At 65.0% G+C, this 19,204-nt stretch carries 27 protein-coding genes; 16 read left to right on the top strand and 11 right to left on the bottom strand.

Features of this window, described 5'->3' with window-relative positions; genetic code table 11:
- The first annotated feature begins 76 nt into the window (after positions 1–76).
- On the top strand, positions 77–403 hold the full coding sequence (locus A6F65_RS10850) for a hypothetical protein (RefSeq protein WP_157093125.1): 327 nt from the start codon (positions 77–79) through the stop codon (positions 401–403).
- A gap of 94 nt (positions 404–497) precedes the next feature.
- On the opposite strand, the gene A6F65_RS10845 is transcribed toward A6F65_RS10850, so the two are convergent.
- The 9 genes from A6F65_RS10845 to A6F65_RS12960 all read right to left on the bottom strand — a co-directional run bounded on the left by A6F65_RS10845 (position 498) and on the right by A6F65_RS12960 (position 3,732).
- Entirely contained in the window at positions 498–656 is a 159-nt protein-coding gene (locus A6F65_RS10845; protein WP_067788628.1) for a YqaE/Pmp3 family membrane protein, read from the bottom strand.
- A gap of 70 nt (positions 657–726) precedes the next feature.
- Entirely contained in the window at positions 727–1,131 is a 405-nt protein-coding gene (locus A6F65_RS10840; RefSeq protein ID WP_067788625.1) for a SufE family protein, read from the bottom strand.
- A gap of 24 nt (positions 1,132–1,155) precedes the next feature.
- A complete protein-coding gene (locus A6F65_RS10835) occupies positions 1,156–1,419 on the bottom strand; it encodes a hypothetical protein (protein WP_067788623.1) in 264 nt (87 codons plus the stop codon).
- Positions 1,406–1,690: a hypothetical protein gene (locus A6F65_RS10830; protein WP_067788621.1), complete on the bottom strand. Its 285-nt coding sequence runs from the start codon at positions 1,688–1,690 to the stop codon at positions 1,406–1,408. Before A6F65_RS10830 ends, A6F65_RS10835 begins: the two co-directional genes overlap by 14 nt.
- 1 nt (position 1,691) lies before the next feature.
- Complete coding sequence (locus A6F65_RS10825) at positions 1,692–1,964, bottom strand: hypothetical protein (RefSeq protein WP_067790564.1); 273 nt, start codon at positions 1,962–1,964, stop codon at positions 1,692–1,694.
- Between the two features lie 73 nt (positions 1,965–2,037).
- On the bottom strand, positions 2,038–2,421 hold the full coding sequence (gene pspC / locus A6F65_RS10820; protein ID WP_067788619.1) for an envelope stress response membrane protein PspC: 384 nt from the start codon (positions 2,419–2,421) through the stop codon (positions 2,038–2,040).
- Between the two features lie 3 nt (positions 2,422–2,424).
- Positions 2,425–2,715 (bottom strand): envelope stress response membrane protein PspB, encoded by a 291-nt coding sequence (gene pspB, locus A6F65_RS10815; protein WP_067788617.1) that lies wholly within the window; start codon positions 2,713–2,715, stop codon positions 2,425–2,427.
- Positions 2,716–2,719: 4 nt separating this feature from the next.
- Positions 2,720–3,580 (bottom strand): phage shock protein PspA, encoded by an 861-nt coding sequence (gene pspA, locus A6F65_RS10810; protein WP_083989476.1) that lies wholly within the window; start codon positions 3,578–3,580, stop codon positions 2,720–2,722.
- The gene (locus A6F65_RS12960) at positions 3,577–3,732 is read right to left on the bottom strand and encodes a hypothetical protein (RefSeq protein ID WP_157093124.1); all 156 of its coding nucleotides are present in this window, start codon (positions 3,730–3,732) and stop codon (positions 3,577–3,579) included. The genes pspA and A6F65_RS12960 overlap by 4 nt, the downstream gene beginning before the upstream one ends.
- Before the next feature lie 152 nt (positions 3,733–3,884).
- On the opposite strand from A6F65_RS12960, the gene pspF reads away from it, so the two are divergent.
- The 3 genes from pspF (at position 3,885) to A6F65_RS10795 (ending at position 6,687) form a co-directional block, all read left to right on the top strand.
- A complete protein-coding gene (gene pspF, locus A6F65_RS10805) occupies positions 3,885–4,904 on the top strand; it encodes a phage shock protein operon transcriptional activator (protein ID WP_067788614.1) in 1,020 nt (339 codons plus the stop codon).
- Positions 4,905–5,037: 133 nt separating this feature from the next.
- Positions 5,038–5,805 (top strand): META domain-containing protein, encoded by a 768-nt coding sequence (locus A6F65_RS10800; RefSeq protein WP_067788612.1) that lies wholly within the window; start codon positions 5,038–5,040, stop codon positions 5,803–5,805.
- 30 nt (positions 5,806–5,835) lie between these two features.
- Entirely contained in the window at positions 5,836–6,687 is an 852-nt protein-coding gene (locus tag A6F65_RS10795; protein WP_157093123.1) for a hypothetical protein, read from the top strand.
- Here A6F65_RS10795 and A6F65_RS10790 read toward each other — a convergent pair.
- On the bottom strand, positions 6,684–7,370 hold the full coding sequence (locus A6F65_RS10790; protein WP_067788608.1) for a hypothetical protein: 687 nt from the start codon (positions 7,368–7,370) through the stop codon (positions 6,684–6,686). The genes A6F65_RS10795 and A6F65_RS10790 overlap by 4 nt on opposite strands.
- Before the next feature lie 129 nt (positions 7,371–7,499).
- Here A6F65_RS10790 and rimP point away from each other — a divergent pair, with 129 nt between their 5' ends.
- The 10 genes from rimP (at position 7,500) to A6F65_RS10740 (ending at position 16,306) form a co-directional block, all read left to right on the top strand.
- The gene (gene rimP, locus A6F65_RS10785) at positions 7,500–8,063 is read left to right on the top strand and encodes a ribosome maturation protein RimP (protein ID WP_067788607.1); all 564 of its coding nucleotides are present in this window, start codon (positions 7,500–7,502) and stop codon (positions 8,061–8,063) included.
- Entirely contained in the window at positions 8,063–9,730 is a 1,668-nt protein-coding gene (gene nusA / locus A6F65_RS10780; RefSeq protein ID WP_067788605.1) for a transcription termination factor NusA, read from the top strand. The genes rimP and nusA overlap by 1 nt, the downstream gene beginning before the upstream one ends.
- Positions 9,711–10,418, top strand: a complete 708-nt coding sequence (locus A6F65_RS10775; RefSeq protein ID WP_067788603.1) for a DUF448 domain-containing protein — start codon at positions 9,711–9,713, stop codon at positions 10,416–10,418. The genes nusA and A6F65_RS10775 overlap by 20 nt, the downstream gene beginning before the upstream one ends.
- A gap of 81 nt (positions 10,419–10,499) precedes the next feature.
- Positions 10,500–13,058, top strand: coding sequence for a translation initiation factor IF-2 (infB, locus tag A6F65_RS10770; RefSeq protein WP_067788600.1), 2,559 nt, complete (start codon positions 10,500–10,502; stop codon positions 13,056–13,058).
- A gap of 12 nt (positions 13,059–13,070) precedes the next feature.
- Entirely contained in the window at positions 13,071–13,496 is a 426-nt protein-coding gene (locus tag A6F65_RS10765) for a PaaI family thioesterase (protein WP_067788598.1), read from the top strand.
- Positions 13,496–14,032, top strand: a complete 537-nt coding sequence (locus A6F65_RS10760; RefSeq protein ID WP_067788596.1) for a DUF1697 domain-containing protein — start codon at positions 13,496–13,498, stop codon at positions 14,030–14,032. Before A6F65_RS10765 ends, A6F65_RS10760 begins: the two co-directional genes overlap by 1 nt.
- Positions 14,033–14,050: 18 nt before the next feature.
- Positions 14,051–14,479 carry a 30S ribosome-binding factor RbfA gene (gene rbfA / locus A6F65_RS10755; RefSeq protein WP_067788594.1) on the top strand — a complete coding sequence of 143 codons (429 nt, stop codon included), beginning with the start codon at positions 14,051–14,053 and terminating at the stop codon, positions 14,477–14,479.
- 60 nt (positions 14,480–14,539) lie between these two features.
- A complete protein-coding gene (locus A6F65_RS10750) occupies positions 14,540–14,947 on the top strand; it encodes a hypothetical protein (RefSeq protein ID WP_067788592.1) in 408 nt (135 codons plus the stop codon).
- A gap of 71 nt (positions 14,948–15,018) precedes the next feature.
- Positions 15,019–15,597 (top strand): thymidine kinase, encoded by a 579-nt coding sequence (locus A6F65_RS10745; RefSeq protein WP_067788590.1) that lies wholly within the window; start codon positions 15,019–15,021, stop codon positions 15,595–15,597.
- A gap of 25 nt (positions 15,598–15,622) precedes the next feature.
- Positions 15,623–16,306, top strand: a complete 684-nt coding sequence (locus tag A6F65_RS10740) for a site-2 protease family protein (RefSeq protein ID WP_067788588.1) — start codon at positions 15,623–15,625, stop codon at positions 16,304–16,306.
- On the opposite strand, the gene glpD is transcribed toward A6F65_RS10740, so the two are convergent.
- A complete protein-coding gene (glpD, locus tag A6F65_RS10735; RefSeq protein ID WP_067788585.1) occupies positions 16,303–17,787 on the bottom strand; it encodes a glycerol-3-phosphate dehydrogenase in 1,485 nt (494 codons plus the stop codon). The two genes, A6F65_RS10740 and glpD, sit on opposite strands and share 4 nt — an antisense overlap.
- 47 nt (positions 17,788–17,834) lie before the next feature.
- Between glpD and truB the strand changes: the two genes are divergently transcribed.
- Both truB and rpsO read left to right on the top strand, forming a co-directional pair.
- Positions 17,835–18,839, top strand: a complete 1,005-nt coding sequence (gene truB / locus A6F65_RS10730; RefSeq protein ID WP_237164817.1) for a tRNA pseudouridine(55) synthase TruB — start codon at positions 17,835–17,837, stop codon at positions 18,837–18,839.
- Positions 18,840–18,844: 5 nt separating this feature from the next.
- Positions 18,845–19,114: a 30S ribosomal protein S15 gene (gene rpsO / locus A6F65_RS10725; RefSeq protein WP_067788581.1), complete on the top strand. Its 270-nt coding sequence runs from the start codon at positions 18,845–18,847 to the stop codon at positions 19,112–19,114.
- Positions 19,115–19,204 lie beyond the last annotated feature (90 nt).

The following is a 19,204-nucleotide window of genomic DNA, read 5'->3' as shown; positions in this document are numbered from 1 at the left end:
TCCGGCTGGAGCGCGCGGCATCGACCTTACCGGAGACTGGGACGGGCAATTCGCCTATCCGAAAGGCTTCTTGCCGGTGACGCCGTTCCTCGCGCGCCTGCGGCAGAAAGGCTCCAGCCTGACCGGCACGATCAGCGAGCCGGACCTTTATGCCAGCGGAACTGCCGAGGCGACGATCTCGGGTATCGTGAGCGGCATGTCGGTGGACTTCACAAAGATCTATCGCCGCGCGGCCGCGGGATATGAAAACCCCGTCGATTATGTCGGGCAGGTGCTGGAGGACGGCGCGCGCATCACGGGCGTGTGGAGCCTGCTGCACATGAACGGCACGTTCGAAATGGTCCGCAGGCTGGCGAAGGAAGAGGCCGCGAAGGCCGTGGTGGCAGAGGAAGTGGACGTTTGAGCCCCCTTCGGCCAGCCCAAGCAAAAGGGCCGGCCACGCAATTGCTGCGCCGCCTGCCCCTTGTCTGTCGTTTCCAGCCTTCCGGCCAGGCGCCTTAGCGGGCGTAATTCACATAAAGCCCGTGGATCAGGCCGGGAATGAAGCCCAGCAGCGTGAGCACCAGGTTGATCAGCGTGGTGGTGCCGAGGCCGTGCTTCGCGGCAACGCCCAGCGGCGGCAGCAGGATCGTTGCGATAAGTATCAGGATAGCCATTGTATTTCCTTTAGCGGTGGTCCTCCCATCGCTTGCAAGACCAATGGCCGGCACTGCGTGTTGTTCCTGATCAGGCCGCGATGCGCGCGGCGTGTTCCTGCACCAGCGCGATCATGTTGGGCACGCCCTGCGTCCGGTTGCTGCTCAGCTGGTTCTTCAGGTCGAAGGGGGCAAGCGCAGCGGCGATGTCCATCTGGGCGACCTCGTCGGCGGGCTTGTCCTGCACGGCGGCGATGACCAGCGCAACGATGCCCTTGGTGATGGCCGCGTTGCTGTCTGCCAGGAAGTGCAGCTTCGCCGCATCTCCGGTGGGATAGACCCAGACCTGCGCCGAACAGCCGCGCACCAGCGTGGCATCGGTCTGCAGGGCGGCGGGCATGTCCTCCAGCTCGCGGCCCAGCTCGATCAACAGTCGGTAGCGTTCGTCGCCCTCGAGGAAGTCATACTCCTCGGCAATGTCATCCAGTGTGCGCATGGGCGCGGATGTAGGGATTGGGGCCTAAAGGTCCACCCCGCTGGCGATGGCTTCCAGCTTGCGGATCCGTTCTTTCAGGTCGGCAATCTCGATCCGGGCGGCGCCTTCGGGCGGCATGCGGTCGAGGTTGGCGGAGGGGCGGGCGGTCTCGGCGTGCCCGGCGATCCGTTCCAGTTCGGCGGTTTTCAGCTGCAGCCAGCCCTGCCAGCCCTTCAGCATGGCAATTGCGATCATGGCGATGCCGACCAGCAGAGTGGCGGCAGAAAGCATTTCGTTACCGGGCATCATCCTTCTCCTCCCTGCGGTCACGCAATTGCTCGATCTCGGCCGAGAGCGCCTTTGCGCCGCGATCGTCTGTGGCGATGCGTTCCAGCACCTTCACCCGCTCGCGCAATTCCATCACCTCTTCCTGCAGCGCGGCCTTCTCGCTGTCGTCCAGCTTCACGATATTGCCGTGATCGTCGCGGATCACGCCCTGCTTCAGCTCGGTGTGGCGGTGCCAGAAGGCGTAAGCCATGCCGAGAAGCACGATCACGAAGATCATCGTGTAGAGGCTCATGTCAGGCGCGCTCCTGCTTGCGTGAGTCGAGCGGAACGCCGCTGCCGCTGTTGTCCAGCAGCTCCTCGACCCGCTGTGTATCGCGCAGCGCCTCGATCTGCGTAGCGACGTCGTAGCCGCGATCAGTCACGATGCGTTCGAGCACGCGGACACGGTCCTCCAGCTCCTGGACGTGGCTGGAATATTGCGCGGCCTTCTCCGCCGTCGCCTGCGCAGTGGTGTCGATCTGCATCTCGGCGATCTTTTGTTTGTGCTTGGCCCATATGGCCACCATCGGAATGGTGCAGCCAAAGATGATCGCCACGATCGGTATCAGTTCGCCCACGTTCGATCTCCCCGTAACTGGTTCAGCGCAGCCGCTCGATTTCGGCGGTCAGGCGCGGATTGTTGCTGACGTAATGGGCCTCGACACTTGCCAGGCGGCGATCGACGTCCTTCATCCGCGAGCGGATTTCACGCGCGGTGCGCTTCGGATTCTGCCGCACGCCCTGCCAATACTTGCTCTCCTGCGCGTCCACATAGAGGTGGGCAGGCTTGCGGTTCAGCAGCAGGCCCATGATGAAGTAGAGCGGGATGATGACCGGGCTCAGGATGCCCGAAAGCAGGGCCACGATGAATGCCAGGCGGATCCAGATGGCATTGACGCCGGTGTAATCGGCGATGCCGGCGCACACGCCCATCAGCTTCGCGTTCTGCTTGTCCTTGTAGAGTTTGGTGCGTTCGCTGGTCATGGCTCAGGCTTCCTTCTTCTCTGACAGCAGGCGATCGAGTTCGCGCAGCTTCTGGTTATCGCGTTCCTGGTCGTGGATCAGGCGGGCGGGCTTGAATTCCGGATCATCCGTGGCGACCAGGCGCTCGACGGTGTCCATCCGGTCGTCCAGCCGCTTTGCCAGCGAATAGAGCTCTTCCAGCAGGACTTCGTCATCCTGCGTGATCGAAGCGGAGGTCTTCCACTTTGTCATGTAGTGCAGCACGATCCACGGGAGGCCGATAAACAGCATCATTACGATGAGAATCTCTTCCATCGGTTCAGTCCTTCTTGTCTTGGCTTGCGCTGTCACCGGCAGGCGACGGCTTGCCCAGCGCGCGTTTCATTTCTTCCAGTTCCGCGTCGACCTTGTCGCTGCCTTCCAGGGCGGCGATCTCGTCGGCGAGGTCTGGGGTGCTCTTGCCCTCGATGGCCAGCGCATCGGCGCGGCCCTCGGCATAATCGACCCGGCGTTCCAGCTGGTCGAAGCGGGTCAGGGCGTCGTCCACCCGCTCGTTGGTCATCAGGCTGCGCAGCTTCACGCGGTTTTCCGCGCTTTCTAGCCGGGCCGCGATCTGGCTCTGGCGGCTGCGGGCTTCGCGCAGGCGGCTCTGCAGCTTGGCGATGTCCTTCTCGTAAGCGCGCAGCGCGTCGTCCAGCACGGCGATTTCCTGCTTCAGCTGGTCCGACATGTCGCCGGCCTTGCGCTTTTCCACCAGGGCGGCGCGGGCCAGGTCGTCGCGGTCCTTGGACAGCGCCAGCTGGGCCTTCTCGCCCCAGTCGGCCTGCAGCTTGTCCAGCCGCACCGTGTGGCGATGCATTTCCTTCTGGTCGGCGATGGTGCGGGCGGCGCTGGCGCGAACTTCCACCAGCGTTTCCTCCATCTCCATGATGATCATGCGGATCATCTTGGCCGGGTCGTCTGCCTGGTCCAACAGCTCGTTGAAATTGGCGGCGATGATGTCTCGGGTGCGGCTGAAAATGCCCATCCAGTTTACTCCGGAATTGAAGCTGCGGGTGGCCGGGCCCGAAGCGGGGGAGGGTGTGGTGCGCAGACGCTCAATCTCGCGGTCAAGCCGCGAACGGCGCGCGCCGTCATCCTCGTCCCGCTCGGGAACCAGCCTGTTGTCCTCAATGCTCATGCCACGGAAACCAACGGCGTGGTAGCGGTCAGCATTTCCGGCGTGATGCCGGTTTCGCTGGCCAGGACCACGATATTGAACACCACCATCGCAAGGACGCTGACGCAGGCTGCGATGCCGACCTTGTCTGCCTTGGTGACTTTCTGGAACATGATTGAACTCCCTGACGATCTTGTTGTTCAGGTAATAGCAAGGGGCGTGCCAAACTGCCCAAAGCCCTGATTTCAGGCGGTTCGTCGGGTTGCATCGGCTGTTGATACGGTGTGGATTGCCAAAGGGTGGTGAAATTTCCTATAGTTTGGCCATGCAGCGGGAAACCCAGTTCGTCGGTCAGTCGGAAGCCTTCCTGGAAGCGGTGGAGCGGACCAGCCGCGCCGCGCCCATGCGCCGCCCCGTCCTGGTTATCGGCGAGCGCGGGACGGGCAAGGAACTGATTGCCGAACGCCTGCACCGCCTGTCCCCCCGCTGGGGCGAGCCGCTGGTGACCATGAATTGCGCCGCGCTGCCGGAAACGCTGATCGAGGCGGAGCTGTTCGGGCATGAGGCCGGGGCATTCACCGGCGCTACCAAGGCGCGGGCCGGACGGTTCGAGGAAGCCGACCAGGGCACGCTGTTCCTCGACGAACTGGCCACGCTGAGCATGGGCGCGCAAGAACGCCTGCTGCGCGCGGTGGAATATGGCGAGGTGACGCGTATCGGTTCCAGCCGCCCGATCCGGGTGGACGTGCGCATCGTGGCGGCCACGAATGACGATCTGCCGCGCCGGGCGGAGGAAGGTTCGTTCCGCGCCGATTTGCTGGATCGGCTGAGCTTCGAGGTCATTACCCTTCCGCCGCTGCGCGTGCGCGATGGCGATATCGGCGTGCTGGCGGATTATTTCGGACGCCGCATGGGCGCGGAGATTGGCTGGGAGAAATGGCCGGGCTTTGCAGAACATGTCGAGCGCCAGCTGGAAGACCATCCCTGGCCCGGCAATGTGCGCGAGCTGCGCAATGTGATCGAGCGCGCGGTCTATCGCTGGGATGACCAGGAAAACCCCATCGGCCATGTCCAGTTCGACCCGTTCGACAGCCCGTGGAAACCCGCCGCCACGCCGCGCCCGGCAGAGGACACGAGCGGACCGGCAAAGGACACTGCGCCGCAGCCAGCGGAAAATTACGACTCAATCGACGACCTTCGCGGCGCGGTCGACGCACATGAGCGCGCAATCGTGGAACATGCGCTGGGCGCGAACCGCTGGAACCAGCGGCAGACGGCCAAAGCGCTCGGCCTGACCTATGACCAGCTGCGCCACTGCATAAAGAAGCATGGCCTTTCGGAGTAGGATTGCCCCGCGATCCGCACTGATGTAACGAGGTTACATGGGTCGATATCTCACAAGCGCCGCCGCGCTCCTCCCTGCCGCCCTGCTGGCCTCGTGCTCGCAGGAACCTTCCCCGTCATCCACGCAGTCGTCGATGGCCAGTCCCGAGGCGGACGAGGCCGCGCCTGCCGCCGATCCGATCCGGACGCTGTTGGGCCAGTGGGAGGTCGAGCAGGTTGCTGGCGATGCTCCGCAATATACCCGCATGCTGCTCGTATTCGGGGAAGACTGGTGGCACATGCAATCGCAATGCGTGTACGATACCGGCGATTACCGGATTGCAGGCGACACGCTGGATTTCGCGCCCATCGCGCGCGCGTTTCCGGCCATCGAGGGCAAGGATGGCCCGATCATGGCCATGTGCGCCCGCGGGCTGAGCCCGGCGGAGGAGGCGCTGCCGCAAGTCCTGTCCGCCAGCCGCGAATTCACGATCCGCGAGGACGGCCGGCTGGCCATCTCCACCCCGTCAGGACCGCTGGTCGCGCGCCGGGTTGAGGAGACTGTGGCCAATCCGCAAGGATACACCCAGTGGGACCCGGCAACGACGTTCGGCGAATGGCGGATCGTCTCGCTCGATGGCGAGCCGGTTGCCGATGTGGAGCTGGTGGTGGCAGGCCTGCGCACGACTATCCGCACGGGCTGCGCCTATTACCAGTGGATCTGGTATTCGGACATGATGAGCCCGTCCAAGGCCGTGCGCCGCGAACCCTTCCGCACCGGCTGCGACGAGCCGGAATCCGCGCAGGCCGCGCAGCTCGCGAAGGCTTACGAGACGCTGGAGCGTTACAGCGCCGACGGTCCGGACAGGCGCGTGCTGAGCGGCCCGGGCGGGATAATCGTACTGGCGCGCCCTGCACAGTGACGCTAGCCTCCCTCCGCAGGGGGTAGGGACATGACATTGCGGCAATTCACCATGGCGCTCGCACTGGCGGCGATGCCCGTTTCGGCTGGTACGGTTCACGCGCAGGTGACTGCGACCGAAGTGATCACCGGGGAGGAGAGCGTGCAGATCGCTTTCTCCGAGCAGCGCGGGCGGCAGATGTACCTCTACGACCAGGCGGCATGGCATGCGACCGACGCGCTGCTGGACGAGGTGGATGCAAGCGCCATCGCCAATCCGCGCGGCTACGTCGTGCTGGAACGCGATGGCGACAACATGCTGGATGCGGTGTTCCTGCAGGACGTTGACGGCCAGATGATGGAATTTGCCCGCTACACCGTGGACGGCAGCACGGTCACGGGCGGGGGCGCGCGGCTGGGCGATCCCCAGCGGCTGTCCCCGCTGGCCGTGCGCATGGCGCAGGCCCGTGTCCCGGCCCTCGCCGCGATGGTGGAGGAAGAGTTCGGGCTGTGCAGCGACAGCTCGCCAAACACGCTGACCCTGCCTCCGGACGAGGAGGGTAACATTCCCTTCTATCTCCTGACCTCTACGCTGGAGGAAGCCAGCTATCCCATCGGCGGGCATTACCTCGCGACGATAGATGCCGGGGGTCAGGTGGTCTCCACGACCCGGTACATGAACACCTGCTTCGACCTGCCGTTCGGCGCGCCGGATGCGCCCGAAGCCAGCAGTGCGCGGCCCGGCATTTCATACGTGCGCGGCCCGGTCCCGAGCGAGATCCACGTCTTCACCAGCTTCTATTTCCCGGACGGATACTACGTGATCACGACGGCTAACAATTCGCTGTGGCTGGTGGAGCAGGGCCGGATCACGCTGGAGAAGCGCGGCTTCGGCCTGGATTAGTCCCGCCCGTCCCAGCGCACGCAGCGAAACTCGTCCGCACCGATGCGCAGCACGACATAGCGGATCGGCGTTTTCGGCTCGATCCACAGATCCGGCATGCCCTTGCGAACGGCGATCACCGGCTTGTTCGCCATGAAACCGGCTTCCACGAAGCCGATGGCGTGGTCATGTCCCAGGACGAAACCGTCGGCCAGCAGGTCCATGTTGCCGCTGCTCGCCTGCACTACCAGGTTCTTCGGCCGCGCCTTTCGCGGGCGTTCGGTGAAGACGCAGGCGTTTTCGCTTTCCGGCGCGCGGTCGGGGACGAGCTGCTGCATCCAGCTGCCGCGATCCGGGTTCGGGTCCGTTCGCTGGTCGAAGGGCGGCAGGTCGCCGTCACGTTCTGCCTCCGCGAGCATTTTCTCGTCCGCGCGGCGGCGTTCCAGCGCCATCTGGTTCTCGATCTCGGTGCACTCTTCCGGCGTGGGCGCATCAGGCGGCGGGGTCGCGCCCTTCGGATAGGGCGGGCACCAGCGATTGGGCGGGGGCGGGGCTGCCGGCGGCGCGTTTTCAGCGACCGAGTCCGGCGGAGGGGGCGGAACTTCGATTGTCGGGATCGGATCGGGCGGCGGCGGTGGTGGCGGCGCGTCGCAGCCAGCCGCCAGCGCAGCGCATGCGGCTATCGTCGATAGTCGAAACAGCATATTGCTTTCCTTAGTAAGCCCGCCTACATGCCCACTCATCCCGACATTGTTACCAAGGTTTGGATGCTGGCGCCGCAAGGGGCCGGCCCGAAACGCCTTTGTGACAAGGGACTGCTGAACGGAGACCGAATGGCCGATATTGCGCGCCTTACAGAAGTGATCGAACCCGAAGCTGAAAAGCTCGGCTTCGACCTCGTGCGCGTGAAGATGACTGGCAGCGGCGAGGAACGCGCGCTGCAGATCATGGCCGAAGACCCGGCAACCGGACAATTGGTGGTGGATCAGTGCATGGCATTGTCGCGCGCCGTGTCCGACCGGATCGACGCGGTCGAGGACGGCGGCGAGGTGCTGGTCGAAGGCGCGTACAACCTCGAAGTCTCCAGCCCCGGCATTGACCGCCCGCTGACTCGGCGTGCGGATTTCGCCAACTGGGCCGGGCACGATGTGAACATCTCGCTGTCCGAAAAGGTCGGCGATCTTCGCAAGCTGCGCGGGGAGCTGAAGGGCATCGACGGCGAAACCGTGACAGTTGAAGACCGCAAGCATGGCACGAAGTCCGTGCCGCTTGCCCAAATTCACTCGGCAAAGCTGGTCCTGACGGACAAGCTGATTGCCGCGTCCAAACCGCAGGATATGAGCGGCGCGGACGAAATCATCGAACAACCCGAAGAAACAGAAGAGGCAGACGACTGATGGCCAGTCCGATTTCCGCCAACAAGGCAGAATTGCTCGCGATCGCAAACGCGGTTTCCAGCGAGAAGATGATCGACAAGGCGATCGTCATCGAAGCGATCGAGGAAGCGATCCAGAAGGCGGCGCGTGCCCGCTATGGTGCGGAGAACGATATCCGTGCCAAGCTGGACCCGCTGACGGGCGACCTGCGCCTGTGGCGCGTCGTGGAAGTGGTCGAGGAAGTCGAAGACTACTTCAAGCAGGTGGACCTGAAAGCCGCCCAGAAGCTGGAAGACGGCGCGAGCGTTGGCGATTTCATCGTCGACCCGCTGCCCCCGGTGGACCTGGGCCGCATCGACGCGCAGAGTGCCAAGCAGGTGATCTTCCAGAAGGTCCGCGATGCGGAGCGCGAGCGCCAGTTCGAGGAATTCCAGGACCGCGCCGGCGAGGTCATCACCGGTGTCATCAAGTCGGTCGAATTCGGCCATGTCATCGTGAACCTGGGCCGGGCCGAAGGCGTCATCCGCCGCGACCAGCAGATCCCGCGCGAAGCTGCCCGTGTGGGCGAGCGCGTCCGCGCGCTGATCACCAAGGTGGAACGCAACAACCGCGGCCCGCAGATTTTCCTCAGCCGCGCGCACCCCGATTTCATGCGCAAGCTGTTCGCGCAGGAAGTGCCCGAAATCTACGACGGCATCATCGAGATCAAGGCCGCCGCCCGCGACCCGGGCAGCCGCGCCAAGATCGGCGTGATCAGCCACGACAGCAGCATCGATCCGGTCGGCGCCTGCGTCGGTATGAAGGGCAGCCGCGTGCAGGCCGTGGTGCAGGAACTGCAGGGCGAAAAGATCGACATCATCCCCTGGAGCGATGACACCGCAACCTTCGTCGTCAACGCATTGCAGCCCGCCACCGTGGCGCGCGTGGTGCTGGACGAGGAAGAAAGCCGCATCGAAGTCGTCGTGCCGGACGATCAGCTTTCGCTGGCCATCGGTCGCCGCGGCCAGAACGTGCGCCTTGCCAGCCAGCTTACCGGTCACCAGATCGACATCATGACGGAGGAAGAAGCCTCCGAGAAGCGCAGCAAGGAATTCGCCGAGCGCTCCAAGATGTTCGAGGAAGAGCTGGACGTCGACGAAACGCTTTCTCAGCTGCTGGTCGCCGAAGGCTTCGTGGAACTGGAAGAAGTCGCTTACGTGGAGCTGGAAGAGCTCGCCGGCATCGAAGGCTTCGACGAGGAGCTGGCCGAGGAACTTCAGTCCCGCGCGCAGGAAGCCATACAGCGGCAGGAAGAGACCTTCCGCGCCGAACGCCGCGAACTGGGCGTGGAAGATGCGCTGGCCGAAATCCCGCACCTGACCGAGCAGATGCTCGTCGTGCTGGGCAAGGCCGGCATCAAGGAGCTGGACGACCTGGCAGACCTCGCCACGGACGAACTGATCGCCAAGAAGCGCGAAGCCCCGCGTCGCCGCCAGAGCCCGGCCGAAAAGCTGGCCGATGGCCCGCCTGTGCGTCGTCCGCAGCGCGAGCAGGACAGGGGCGGCGTGCTGGGCGCGTTCGGCCTGTCCGAAGAGCAGGGCAACGAGATCATCATGGCCGCCCGTGCACACTGGTTCGAAGACGAAGAACCGGCTGCCGCACCCGCGCCCGCAACAGAGGAGGCCGCCGATGCGGAATCCTCGCAATGAGACCCTAGGTTCCCCGACATCCGTGGATAGCGGCGGGCGCGATGCGAAAGGCACCGCGCCCGAACGCCGCTGCATACTGACCGGGCGGATTGCTCCGCGCGAAGAGCTCGTCCGGCTGGCTGTCAGCCCGGACGGCGCCGTGCTGCCCGATGCGCTGGCCCGTGCGCCGGGCCGCGGCGCGTGGATCGGAGTCGCGCGGCCCGAGCTGGAAGCAGCGATTGCCGATGGCCGGCTTAAGAGCGCGCTGGCGCGTGCGTTCAAGAGCGGCAAGCTGGACGTGCCAGGCGACCTTCCGGAGCTGGTCGAAAATGCGCTCGTGCGCAGCTTTCTTGACCGACTGGGCCTCGAAAAACGCAGCGGACGCCTTATCTTGGGGTCTGACAGGATCGACCGTGCCGCGCGCACCGGGCAGGTCTCGGCCCTGTATCACGCATCCGACGCGCGCGATGATGGCAGCCGCAAGCTCGACCAGGCGTGGCGTGTCGGCAGCGATGCGGAAGGCACCGAGCTGAAAGGCGCAGTCCTGCCACTGGACCGGGCAACCCTGTCTGTGGCATTGGGCCGCGAGAACGTCGTCCACCTCGCGCTGGGCGACAGGCCATCGGCGGCCCGTGTGGAAGGGCCGCTGCGGCGTCTGCAGACCTATCTGGGGGCCGGTCCCCCAAGCGAAGCGGTTCCGCCCGGATAGCGGGCCGGAATTGCTGCGCCAGCCTGCCCCGGCGCAATTGGGGCGGTGACGAATGAGATTTGAAGGATTATTGGTAGTTTTATGAGCGATAGCGACAACAAGCCGACCCGCACCCGCAAGCCGTTGAGCCTGAAGGGTAGCCAGCCGGGCGAGGTCAAGCAGACCTTCAGCCATGGCCGCACCAACAAGGTCGCGGTCGAGGTGAAGCGTCGCCGCAAGCTCGTGAAGCCGGGCGAGGAACCGGCGGCAACGCCCGCACCCGAGGCGGAAGTCGCACCTGCGCCCGCTCCGGCGCCTGAGCCTGCGCCAACGCCCGCGCCTGCCGCGAAGAAGAAGCCGGCCGCCTCCGACGAGACGCCGCAGGAACGCGTCGCCCGCCTTCAGCGCGAAGCCGAGGAAGAGCGCCTGCGCCTGGCGGAAGAAGCCCGCAAGCGCGACGACCAGAAGGCCGTGAAGGCCGCCAAGGACGAGAAGCAGCGCGCCGAGGATAACAAGAAGGCCGCCGAGGAAGCCGAGAAGCAGGCTGCCGAAGACGCCAAGAAGCAGGCCAAGGCCGAAACGCAGGCGCAGGACGCCGCCGCCGATGCCTCTGCCGATGCCTCCGCCGCTGGCGAGGCCGATGGCGATGCCAGTGCAGCCGGCCGTCCCGCAGCCCGCAAGTTCTCTCCCGTGGCGCGCCCCGAAATCAAGCGCCCGGCGAAGAAGAAGGAAGAAAAGCCCGCCCGTGGCGGCGCGACGACCGGCGCGGACAAGCGCCGCAGCGGCAAGCTGACCGTCAACAAGGCGCTGAACGAGGACGAGGGCCGCCGTGCCCGCAGCCTCGCCGCGCTGAAGCGTGCGCGCGAGAAGGAACGTCGCCTGCAGGGTGGTGGCAGCAATAAGCCGCGCGAGAAGCAGGTCCGCGACGTGGTCGTGCCCGAAGCCATCACGGTTGGCGAACTGGCCAAGCGCATGGGCGAGAAGGGCGCAGACCTGGTGAAGGAGCTGTTCAACCTCGACATGATGGTGACGGTCAACCAGACCATCGACCAGGACACTGCAGAGCTGCTGGTGGAGCAGTTCGGCCACAACATTACCCGCGTTTCCGAGGCCGATGTCGACATCGCCGTGGAAGAGGATGTGGATCCGGCAGAAACGCTGAAGCCGCGTCCGCCGGTGGTGACGATCATGGGCCATGTCGATCACGGCAAGACCAGCCTGCTGGACGCCCTTCGCGGCACCAAGGTGACCAAGGGCGAAGCCGGCGGCATCACGCAGCACATCGGCAGTTATCAGGTGAAGACCAAGGGCGGCGATACCGTCACCTTCCTCGACACGCCGGGCCACGCCGCCTTCACCGAAATGCGCCAGCGCGGCGCCAATGTGACGGATATCGTGGTGCTGGTGGTGGCAGCGGATGACGGCATCATGCCGCAGACGATCGAGGCCATCAATCACACCAAGGCAGCCGGCGTCCCGATGATCGTGGCGATAAACAAGATCGACAAGCCGGAAGCCAATCCCGACAATGTCCGCAACCGCCTGCTGGAACACGAAGTGATCGTGGAAAAGATGAGCGGCGACGTGCAGGACGTGGAAGTCTCTGCGACTGAAGGCACCGGGCTGGACGAGCTGCTGGAGAAGATCGCGCTGCAGGCCGAATTGCTCGAGCTGAAGGCTCGCCCGGACCGCGACGCCGAAGCCACCGTGATCGAAGCGCAGCTGGACAAGGGCCGCGGCCCCGTTGCCACCGTGCTGGTGACGCGCGGCACGCTGAAGCGCGGCGATACCTTCGTCGTCGGTACGGAAAGCGGCCGCGTGCGCGCCGTGGTCAACGATGCCGGCAAGCAGATCAAGGAAGCCGGCCCCTCCATGCCGGTGGAAGTGCTGGGCCTGGGCGGCGTGCCGTCCGCTGGCGACGTGCTGACCGTGGTGGAGAACGAAGCGCGTGCCCGCGAAGTGGCGCAGTACCGCCAGGAAAAGGCCACGGAAAAGCGCACTGCGCTGGCCCCGACCAGCTTCGACACCATGTTCAACCAGGCGAACGTCATCGAATGGCCGTGCGTTGTGAAGGCGGACGTGCAGGGCAGCGTGGAAGCGATCGTGAACGCGCTGCACAACCTTTCGAACGACGATATCAAGGTGCGCGTGCTGCATGCAGGCGTTGGCGCCATCACCGAAAGCGACGTGACGCTGGCAGCAGCATCCGGCGCGCCGATCATCGGCTTCGGCGTGCGTCCCAACCCCAAGGCGCGTGACCTGGTGAAGCGCGATGGCGTGCGGATGATGTATTACGATGTCATCTATCACCTGACCGACGACGTCACGAAGGAAATGATCGGCGAACTCGGCCCGCTCAAGGTCGAGAACGTGGTCGGCCGTGCACAGGTCAAGGAAGTCTTCAAGTCAGGCAAGAAGGACAAGGCGGCCGGTCTGCTGGTGGAAGAAGGCGTCATCCGCAAGGGCCTCCACGCCCGTCTCACGCGCGACGATGTCATTGTCTCCGCCACCACCATCGCCAGCCTCCGCCGCTTCAAGGACGATGTGGACGAAGTCCGCGCGGGCCTGGAATGCGGCGTGGTCCTGGCCGACACCAACGACATCAAGGCTGGCGACCAGCTGGAAGTGTTCGAGGTGAACGAGGAAGAGCGCACGCTCTAAGGAAATCAGCTGATGGAAAAGGCGCTGGACGCTTTCAACTGGCCCTCTGCCAAGACATTGGGCGCGCAGCCGGTCGGCTTCGATGCCGAGACGAAGACCATCGAGATGGCATTCGTGCCGCCCGAAGGCTTCGCCAACATGCGTGGCTGCGTGCAGGGCGGGCTGCTGGCCGGCTTCATGGACGAGGCGATGGGCGCGGCCGTCTACATGGGCACGGGCGGCAAGCTGCAATTGTCGCTCGACATCAATCTCTCGCTGCTTCGCCCCGTGGCGATGGAGCGGCTGACGGTGAAGGCGCACACGGTGAAGCCGGGACGGCGCATCACCTTCGTGGAGGCCGAGCTGTTCGACCATGAGGGCAAACTGTGCGCCCGCGCGACTGCCACTACCATGGCGACCGAGTGGCCTGACGGCACGAAGCCGGACCAGCAGGCCTGATGGTCCAGTTCGCGGCCTTGCTGGGCGCGATCAATGTCGGCGGCAATCGTCTGTCCATGGCGGATTTGCGGCATGCGCTGGAACGCGAAGGCTTCGATGCCGTCGAAACGGTCATCGCCAGCGGCAATGTCCTGTTCCAGCACGAGGACCGCCCCGCAGCAGGCATCGCCGAGAAGATCGCCCATGTGGTGGCCGAACGCTTCGATATCGACAGCTTTGCCGTGGTCCTGACGCGCGAGGAACTAGCTGCCGCCATCGCGGCTAACCCTTTCCGCGAGGATGGCGATGCAAGCCAAGTCCACGCCATCTTCCTGGAAGGCGAGCTGGACAGCGCGGCCTTCGATGCGCTGGTCGAGCACTACGCCGATCGCGGGCCAGAACGCATCGCGGCAGGAGAGCGCGCCCTGCATGTCGATTACCGCGCAGGCGTGGGCCGCAGCAAGCTGACCGCGCCCTATATTGAGCGGCAATTGGGCCAGCGCGGCACGGCGCGCAACATGCGCAGCCTGCGGCGCATACTGGACAAGATGGGCTGAACTTCCCATCTGCCCGCCATGGCCCGCACCGCTTCCACTCCCGAACAGCAATCCGTCCGCGTCCTGAAGGTGGGGGAGCGCGTGCGCCACATCCTGTCGGAGCTGCTCGCCCGGCAGGAAGTGCATGACCCGGTTGTCAGCGCGGCGAATATCTCGGTGACGGAGGTGCGCATGACGCCGGACCTGCGCAACGCCGCAGCTTACGTGAAACCGCTGTTGGGCTCGGAAGAGGATGCCGTGATCAAGGCGCTGCGCCAGAACACCGCCTTCCTGCAGCGCGAGGTCGCCAAGCGGCTGGGCCTGAAATTCGCGCCGAAGCTGCAGTTCAAACCGGACGAAAGCTTCGACGAGGCCGATCGGATCGAGCGGCTGCTGGACGATCCGCGCGTCGCCCGCGACCTGGACGAGGACGAGCCGGCCTCCGAGGATCCGGACGCAACCCCCTAAATTCAGGCACTGTTCAAGCGCCGGGGCGTTTCCTGTTCACATCCGTGAAAGGAACGCGCCATGACCAACCGCCCCGCAGCAATCGCCGCCGCCATTCTCCCCGCCATTACGCTGGCCGCATGTGCCACCGCGCATGAGCCGGTCCAGTTGGCCGCGATCCCGGGTGTCGACGACCGCGAGACGGTGATCACTTCGGGTATCGTGGAGGAATATCATCGCGGCGCGGGAGACAGCCTGTATGTCCGCGACCGGGAGAACAAGTGGTACCGCGTGGGCCTGAACGAAGGCTGCCTGAAGGGCGGTTTCGTGGGCAATCGCATCGTGTTCGAGCGTGATCCCGGTGTCGGCCGGATCGACACGTTCAGCCGCGTCATCCTCACCGAAAGCGGGCGCAGCTGCAATGTCACCTCCATCCGCCGCTCGGTCGCACCGCCGCAGGTGGACAGCTCCAGCCCGCTTCCCGTCTGACGGCAAGACTGCCGGATAAGTCGCCGCGCAAACTTGGCGCGGCGCGCTGCGGGCATTAGCGTCCATGCCCGATGGCCAAGCTCTATTTCTATTATGCCGCGATGAATGCGGGCAAGAGCTCCACGCTGCTGCAGGCGGCGTTCAATTATAACGAGCGCGACATGCGCACCAGCCTGTGGACCGCCGCGCTGGACGACCGGCCCGGTTTTGGCGCGATCAGCAGCCGCATTGGCCTTGCCAGCGATGCCCACCGTTTCGAGGAAGCGACCGACATCGCTGCACGCGTGCTGGAAGAGCATGACGAGAAGCCGGTCCATTGCGTGCTGGTGGACGAGGCGCAGTTCCTGACGCGCGATCAGGTGTGGCAGCTGGCGCGGCTGGCGGACGAGGAGGGGATACCCGTCGTCTGTTACGGCCTGCGCACGGATTTCCAGGGCAACCTGTTTCCGGGCGCGGCGGCGCTGCTGGGCATTGCGGATAACCTCGTGGAGCTGAAGGCCATGTGCCATTGCGGGCGCAAGGCGACGATGAACCTTCGCGTGGATGCGCACGGCAAGGCTGTTGGCGAGGGCGAGCAGACCGAGATCGGCGGCAACGACCGCTATGTCGCGCTGTGCCGCAAGCATTTCGTCCGCGCGCTGGAAGGGTAAGGGCAGGCACCCTATCTAGGGCCCAATGACCGAGACCCTCCTCCTCGCCGCGATCATAGTGCCCTGCCTGATCGTGGCCATCGTGTTTCACGAGGTGAGCCACGGCTGGGCCGCGCTGGCACTGGGCGATCCCACGGCCAAGGAGCAGCGGCGGCTGAGCTTCAACCCCATCCGCCATGTCGACCCCTTCGGCACCGTCATCCTGCCCGGCATGCTATATATCATCGGCGCGCCACCCTTCGGCTGGGCCAAGCCCGTGCCGGTCAACCAGCGCCGCCTAACCAACCCGCGTTACGGCATGATGGCCGTGGCGGCGGCGGGTCCGGCGATGAACGTGCTACTGGCGACGGTCGGAGCGGTGGCGCTGGGCCTGTTGGCCGCGACGGGCGATACGGGCATGGTGACGGAGACTGCGGCGACAGGCCTGCAGGTGTTCATCCTGATCAATATCGTGCTGGCGCTGTTCAACATGCTGCCAATCCCGCCGCTCGACGGCAGCCATGTGGTCGAAGGGCTGCTGCCGCGAAAATGGGCGCGGCATTACGGTGCGGTGCGTAAATACGGCTTCGTGTTTCTGATCATCCTGCTTTTGGCGGACTGGTATTTCCTCGACCGTTGGCTGCTGAACGGCGTGGTCGGCCCGCCGGTCGGCTGGCTGATGGATCAGTTCATTGCGATTGCGGCGTGGACCGCAAATCTGACGCGCTAGGACTGCGCCTCGAACCAATCCGCCACGCGCGCCCGCTGCGCATCGCTCATGTGCAGGCCCAGCTTGCTGCGGCGCCACAGGACGTCATCGGCGCTGCGAGCGAATTCGTTCTGCACGAGATGGCGTATCTCCGCCTCGTAGAGCCCCTGTCCGAAATGTTCGCCCAGCTGCGATGCATCGGTCGCGGTGCCGATGACGTCGCGGACGCGCGAGCCGTAGGCTCGGCATAGCCGCCAGACCACCTGCTGCGGCAGGAAGGGCGTGGTGCGGATCATCTGGCCGGCAAATGCCTCGAAACTGACCGGAAGATCGCCGCCCGGCAAAGCCTCGTCAGCGGTCCACGCCTTCCCCGGCGCGCCGAGCCGCTCCAGCGCGTGCTCGGCGAGCTTGCGATACGTCGTGATCTTTCCGCCGAAAATGGAGAGGATGGGAGGCCCGGCGTCTTGCGCACCCCGGTCCAGCTCGAACACATAATCCCGCGTGACGGTGGAATCGCTGCCCGACTTGTCGTCGTACAGCGGCCGCACGCCGGAATAGGACCAGATCGCGTCCTCTGGCGTCACGTCTGTGGCGAGATATTCGTTGATCGCGGCGCAAATATAGTCCGCCTCGCCATCGGTGATGGCGACCTCGCCCGGATCGCCCTCGTACCTTCGGTCCGTCGTGCCGACGAGGGTGAACTCCCGCTCGTAGGGTATGGCAAAGACGATGCGCCCGTCGCCGTTCTGGAAGATGTAGCAGTGGTCGCCCGCGAACAGGCGCGGGAAGATCAGGTGGCTGCCTTGCACGAGGCGGAGGTTACGATGGTCCTCTCCGGGAATGGCCTTGCCCAGTACCGCATCGACCCATGGCCCGGCGGCATTGACCACCTGCCTGGCCGATACCTGCTCTTCCGCGCCGTCCGGACCGCGCAGCGTTGCGAGCCAGTCCTCGTCACGCCGCTCCAGTCCCGTCACCTCGGTCCGCACGCGGATATCCGCGCCGTGCTCCGCTGCGTCCACGGTGTTCAGCACCACCAGCCGCGCATCTTCCACCCAGCAGTCCGAATAGGCGAAGCCGCTCGTCAGGCGCGGCTCCAGCACCTGCGAATGGGGTGGGCGGGTAAGGTCCACCGTCTCTGTCCCCGGCAAGGCCTTGCGCCCGCCGATATGGTCGTAAAGGAACAGGCCCGCGCGCAGCATCCATTTCGGGCGCAGGCCCTTGTCGTAAGGCAGCACGAAGCGCAGCGGCCAGATGATGTGCGGCGCCATGGCCAGCAGCCGTTCGCGCTCCTGCAGGCTCTCGCGCACCAGGCGGAATTCGTAATTCTCCAGGTATCGCAGCCCGCCATGTACCAGCTTGGTGCTGGCGCTGGAGGTATGGGCGGCCAGGTCGTCCTTTTCCGCCAGCAGCACGCGCATGCCGCGCCCGGCCGCATCGCGCGCAATCCCGGCGCCGTTCACGCCGCCGCCGATCACCAGCAAATCGTAGCCTTCGCTCATGCAGCATAGCTTGGCGTTTGCGTGCGCCAATGGCTAGGGGGTTTCCGGTGAACACCGACAAACCCCAACTTCACGGCTGGCTGCTTCTCGACAAGCCGCGCGGCCTCGGCTCCACGCAGGCCGTGGGTGCCGTCAAGCGCATCATGCGGCAGGCAGGGCACCCGAAGACCAAGGTCGGCCACGGCGGCACGCTGGACCCGCTGGCCCAAGGCGTGCTGCCTATCGCGCTGGGGGAGGCGACGAAGCTGGCCGGGCGCATGCTAGACGCCAGCAAGATCTACGATTTCACCCTGCAATTCGGCGAGGAGACGGACACGCTGGACGTGGAGGGCGAAGTCGTCCGCCGCTCCGACCGGCGCCCGCCCATGGCCGCCATCGCCGCAGTGCTGGAGCATTTCACCGGCGCCATCGAGCAGGTCCCGCCGGTCTTCTCCGCTATCAAGGTGGACGGCAATCGCGCCTATGACCGGGCGAGGGCGGGGGAGGACGTGGCGATGGAGGCGAAAACGCGCGCCGTTACGATCCATTCCCTGTCGCTGGCCGGTGGGCGGAGTGACGAGGATGTGGCGTCCGTTTTCCAGACCACCAGCGGCCGCCCCGATCCCTACGACCCGCAGATGCCCCTGGAGATGGCGGACAGCGTCACGCTGACCGCGCATGTCAGCAAGGGGACGTACATCCGCAGCCTTGCACGGGATATCGCACACGCCCTTGGAACGGTGGGACACGTCACTTACCTCAGGCGAACGAAGGCCGGGCCCTTTGCCGAGCGGGACGCGATTTCGCTGGACAAGTTGGACGATTTGTCTATGGGCGCGGGACTTCAAGACCTCCTCCTGCCGCTGGAGGCGGGGCTGGACGACATCCCGGCCCTGCATCTCGATCCGGAAAGCGCGCAGGCGGCCCGTCAGGGCCGGGTCGTTTCCGGATTGCCCCATCCCGACGGGCTTCATTTTGCGAAACTGGGCAATGTCCCGGTGGCGCTGGTGGAACTGGATGGCGGGACGATGAAAGTCGTCAGGGGTTTCAACCTTTCCGATGTCGCGGAGTAACATGAATGTCGGTAGCACCCGAGCAGAAGCAGAAGATCATCAAGGACAACGCCACCTCCAAGGGCGATACCGGTTCTCCGGAAGTCCAGGTCGCCATCCTGACCGAGCGTATCCGCAACCTGACCGAACACTTCAAGAGCAACCACAAGGATAACCATTCCCGCCGTGGTCTGCTGATGATGGTCAACAAGCGTCGCAACCTGCTTGCTTACCTGAAGCGCAAGGATCTGGGCCGTTACAACGACCTGATCAAGAAGCTGGGTCTTCGCAAATAACGAGTTTCTCGAAGGGCGGCCGATGGTCGCCTTTTGTCCATGTGAGCCCCAGCGCAGGCTGGGGCCTCCTGCCTCCGGCGCGACGCCAGT

It is taken from the genome of Paraurantiacibacter namhicola (genome assembly GCF_001687545.1).
Lineage (GTDB): Bacteria > Pseudomonadota > Alphaproteobacteria > Sphingomonadales > Sphingomonadaceae > Paraurantiacibacter > Paraurantiacibacter namhicola.
This window is presented reverse-complemented; position numbering and strand designations above follow the sequence as displayed.

Coding starts and splice junctions, on each gene's coding strand:
- A6F65_RS10845 (WP_067788628.1), bottom strand. CDS start 656: ATGGCTATCCTGATACTTATCGCAACGATCCTGCTGCCGCCGCTGGGC.
- A6F65_RS10840 (WP_067788625.1), bottom strand. CDS start 1,131: ATGCGCACACTGGATGACATTGCCGAGGAGTATGACTTCCTCGAGGGC.
- A6F65_RS10835 (WP_067788623.1), bottom strand. CDS start 1,419: ATGATGCCCGGTAACGAAATGCTTTCTGCCGCCACTCTGCTGGTCGGC.
- A6F65_RS10830 (WP_067788621.1), bottom strand. CDS start 1,690: ATGAGCCTCTACACGATGATCTTCGTGATCGTGCTTCTCGGCATGGCT.
- A6F65_RS10825 (WP_067790564.1), bottom strand. CDS start 1,964: ATGGTGGCCATATGGGCCAAGCACAAACAAAAGATCGCCGAGATGCAG.
- pspC (WP_067788619.1), bottom strand. CDS start 2,421: ATGACCAGCGAACGCACCAAACTCTACAAGGACAAGCAGAACGCGAAG.
- pspB (WP_067788617.1), bottom strand. CDS start 2,715: ATGGAAGAGATTCTCATCGTAATGATGCTGTTTATCGGCCTCCCGTGG.
- pspA (WP_083989476.1), bottom strand. CDS start 3,580: ATGAGCATTGAGGACAACAGGCTGGTTCCCGAGCGGGACGAGGATGAC.
- A6F65_RS12960 (WP_157093124.1), bottom strand. CDS start 3,732: ATGTTCCAGAAAGTCACCAAGGCAGACAAGGTCGGCATCGCAGCCTGC.
- pspF (WP_067788614.1), top strand. CDS start 3,885: ATGCAGCGGGAAACCCAGTTCGTCGGTCAGTCGGAAGCCTTCCTGGAA.
- A6F65_RS10800 (WP_067788612.1), top strand. CDS start 5,038: ATGGCCAGTCCCGAGGCGGACGAGGCCGCGCCTGCCGCCGATCCGATC.
- A6F65_RS10795 (WP_157093123.1), top strand. CDS start 5,836: ATGACATTGCGGCAATTCACCATGGCGCTCGCACTGGCGGCGATGCCC.
- A6F65_RS10790 (WP_067788608.1), bottom strand. CDS start 7,370: ATGCTGTTTCGACTATCGACGATAGCCGCATGCGCTGCGCTGGCGGCT.
- rimP (WP_067788607.1), top strand. CDS start 7,500: ATGGCCGATATTGCGCGCCTTACAGAAGTGATCGAACCCGAAGCTGAA.
- nusA (WP_067788605.1), top strand. CDS start 8,063: ATGGCCAGTCCGATTTCCGCCAACAAGGCAGAATTGCTCGCGATCGCA.
- A6F65_RS10775 (WP_067788603.1), top strand. CDS start 9,711: ATGCGGAATCCTCGCAATGAGACCCTAGGTTCCCCGACATCCGTGGAT.
- infB (WP_067788600.1), top strand. CDS start 10,500: ATGAGCGATAGCGACAACAAGCCGACCCGCACCCGCAAGCCGTTGAGC.
- A6F65_RS10765 (WP_067788598.1), top strand. CDS start 13,071: ATGGAAAAGGCGCTGGACGCTTTCAACTGGCCCTCTGCCAAGACATTG.
- A6F65_RS10760 (WP_067788596.1), top strand. CDS start 13,496: ATGGTCCAGTTCGCGGCCTTGCTGGGCGCGATCAATGTCGGCGGCAAT.
- rbfA (WP_067788594.1), top strand. CDS start 14,051: ATGGCCCGCACCGCTTCCACTCCCGAACAGCAATCCGTCCGCGTCCTG.
- A6F65_RS10750 (WP_067788592.1), top strand. CDS start 14,540: ATGACCAACCGCCCCGCAGCAATCGCCGCCGCCATTCTCCCCGCCATT.
- A6F65_RS10745 (WP_067788590.1), top strand. CDS start 15,019: ATGGCCAAGCTCTATTTCTATTATGCCGCGATGAATGCGGGCAAGAGC.
- A6F65_RS10740 (WP_067788588.1), top strand. CDS start 15,623: ATGACCGAGACCCTCCTCCTCGCCGCGATCATAGTGCCCTGCCTGATC.
- glpD (WP_067788585.1), bottom strand. CDS start 17,787: ATGAGCGAAGGCTACGATTTGCTGGTGATCGGCGGCGGCGTGAACGGC.
- rpsO (WP_067788581.1), top strand. CDS start 18,845: ATGTCGGTAGCACCCGAGCAGAAGCAGAAGATCATCAAGGACAACGCC.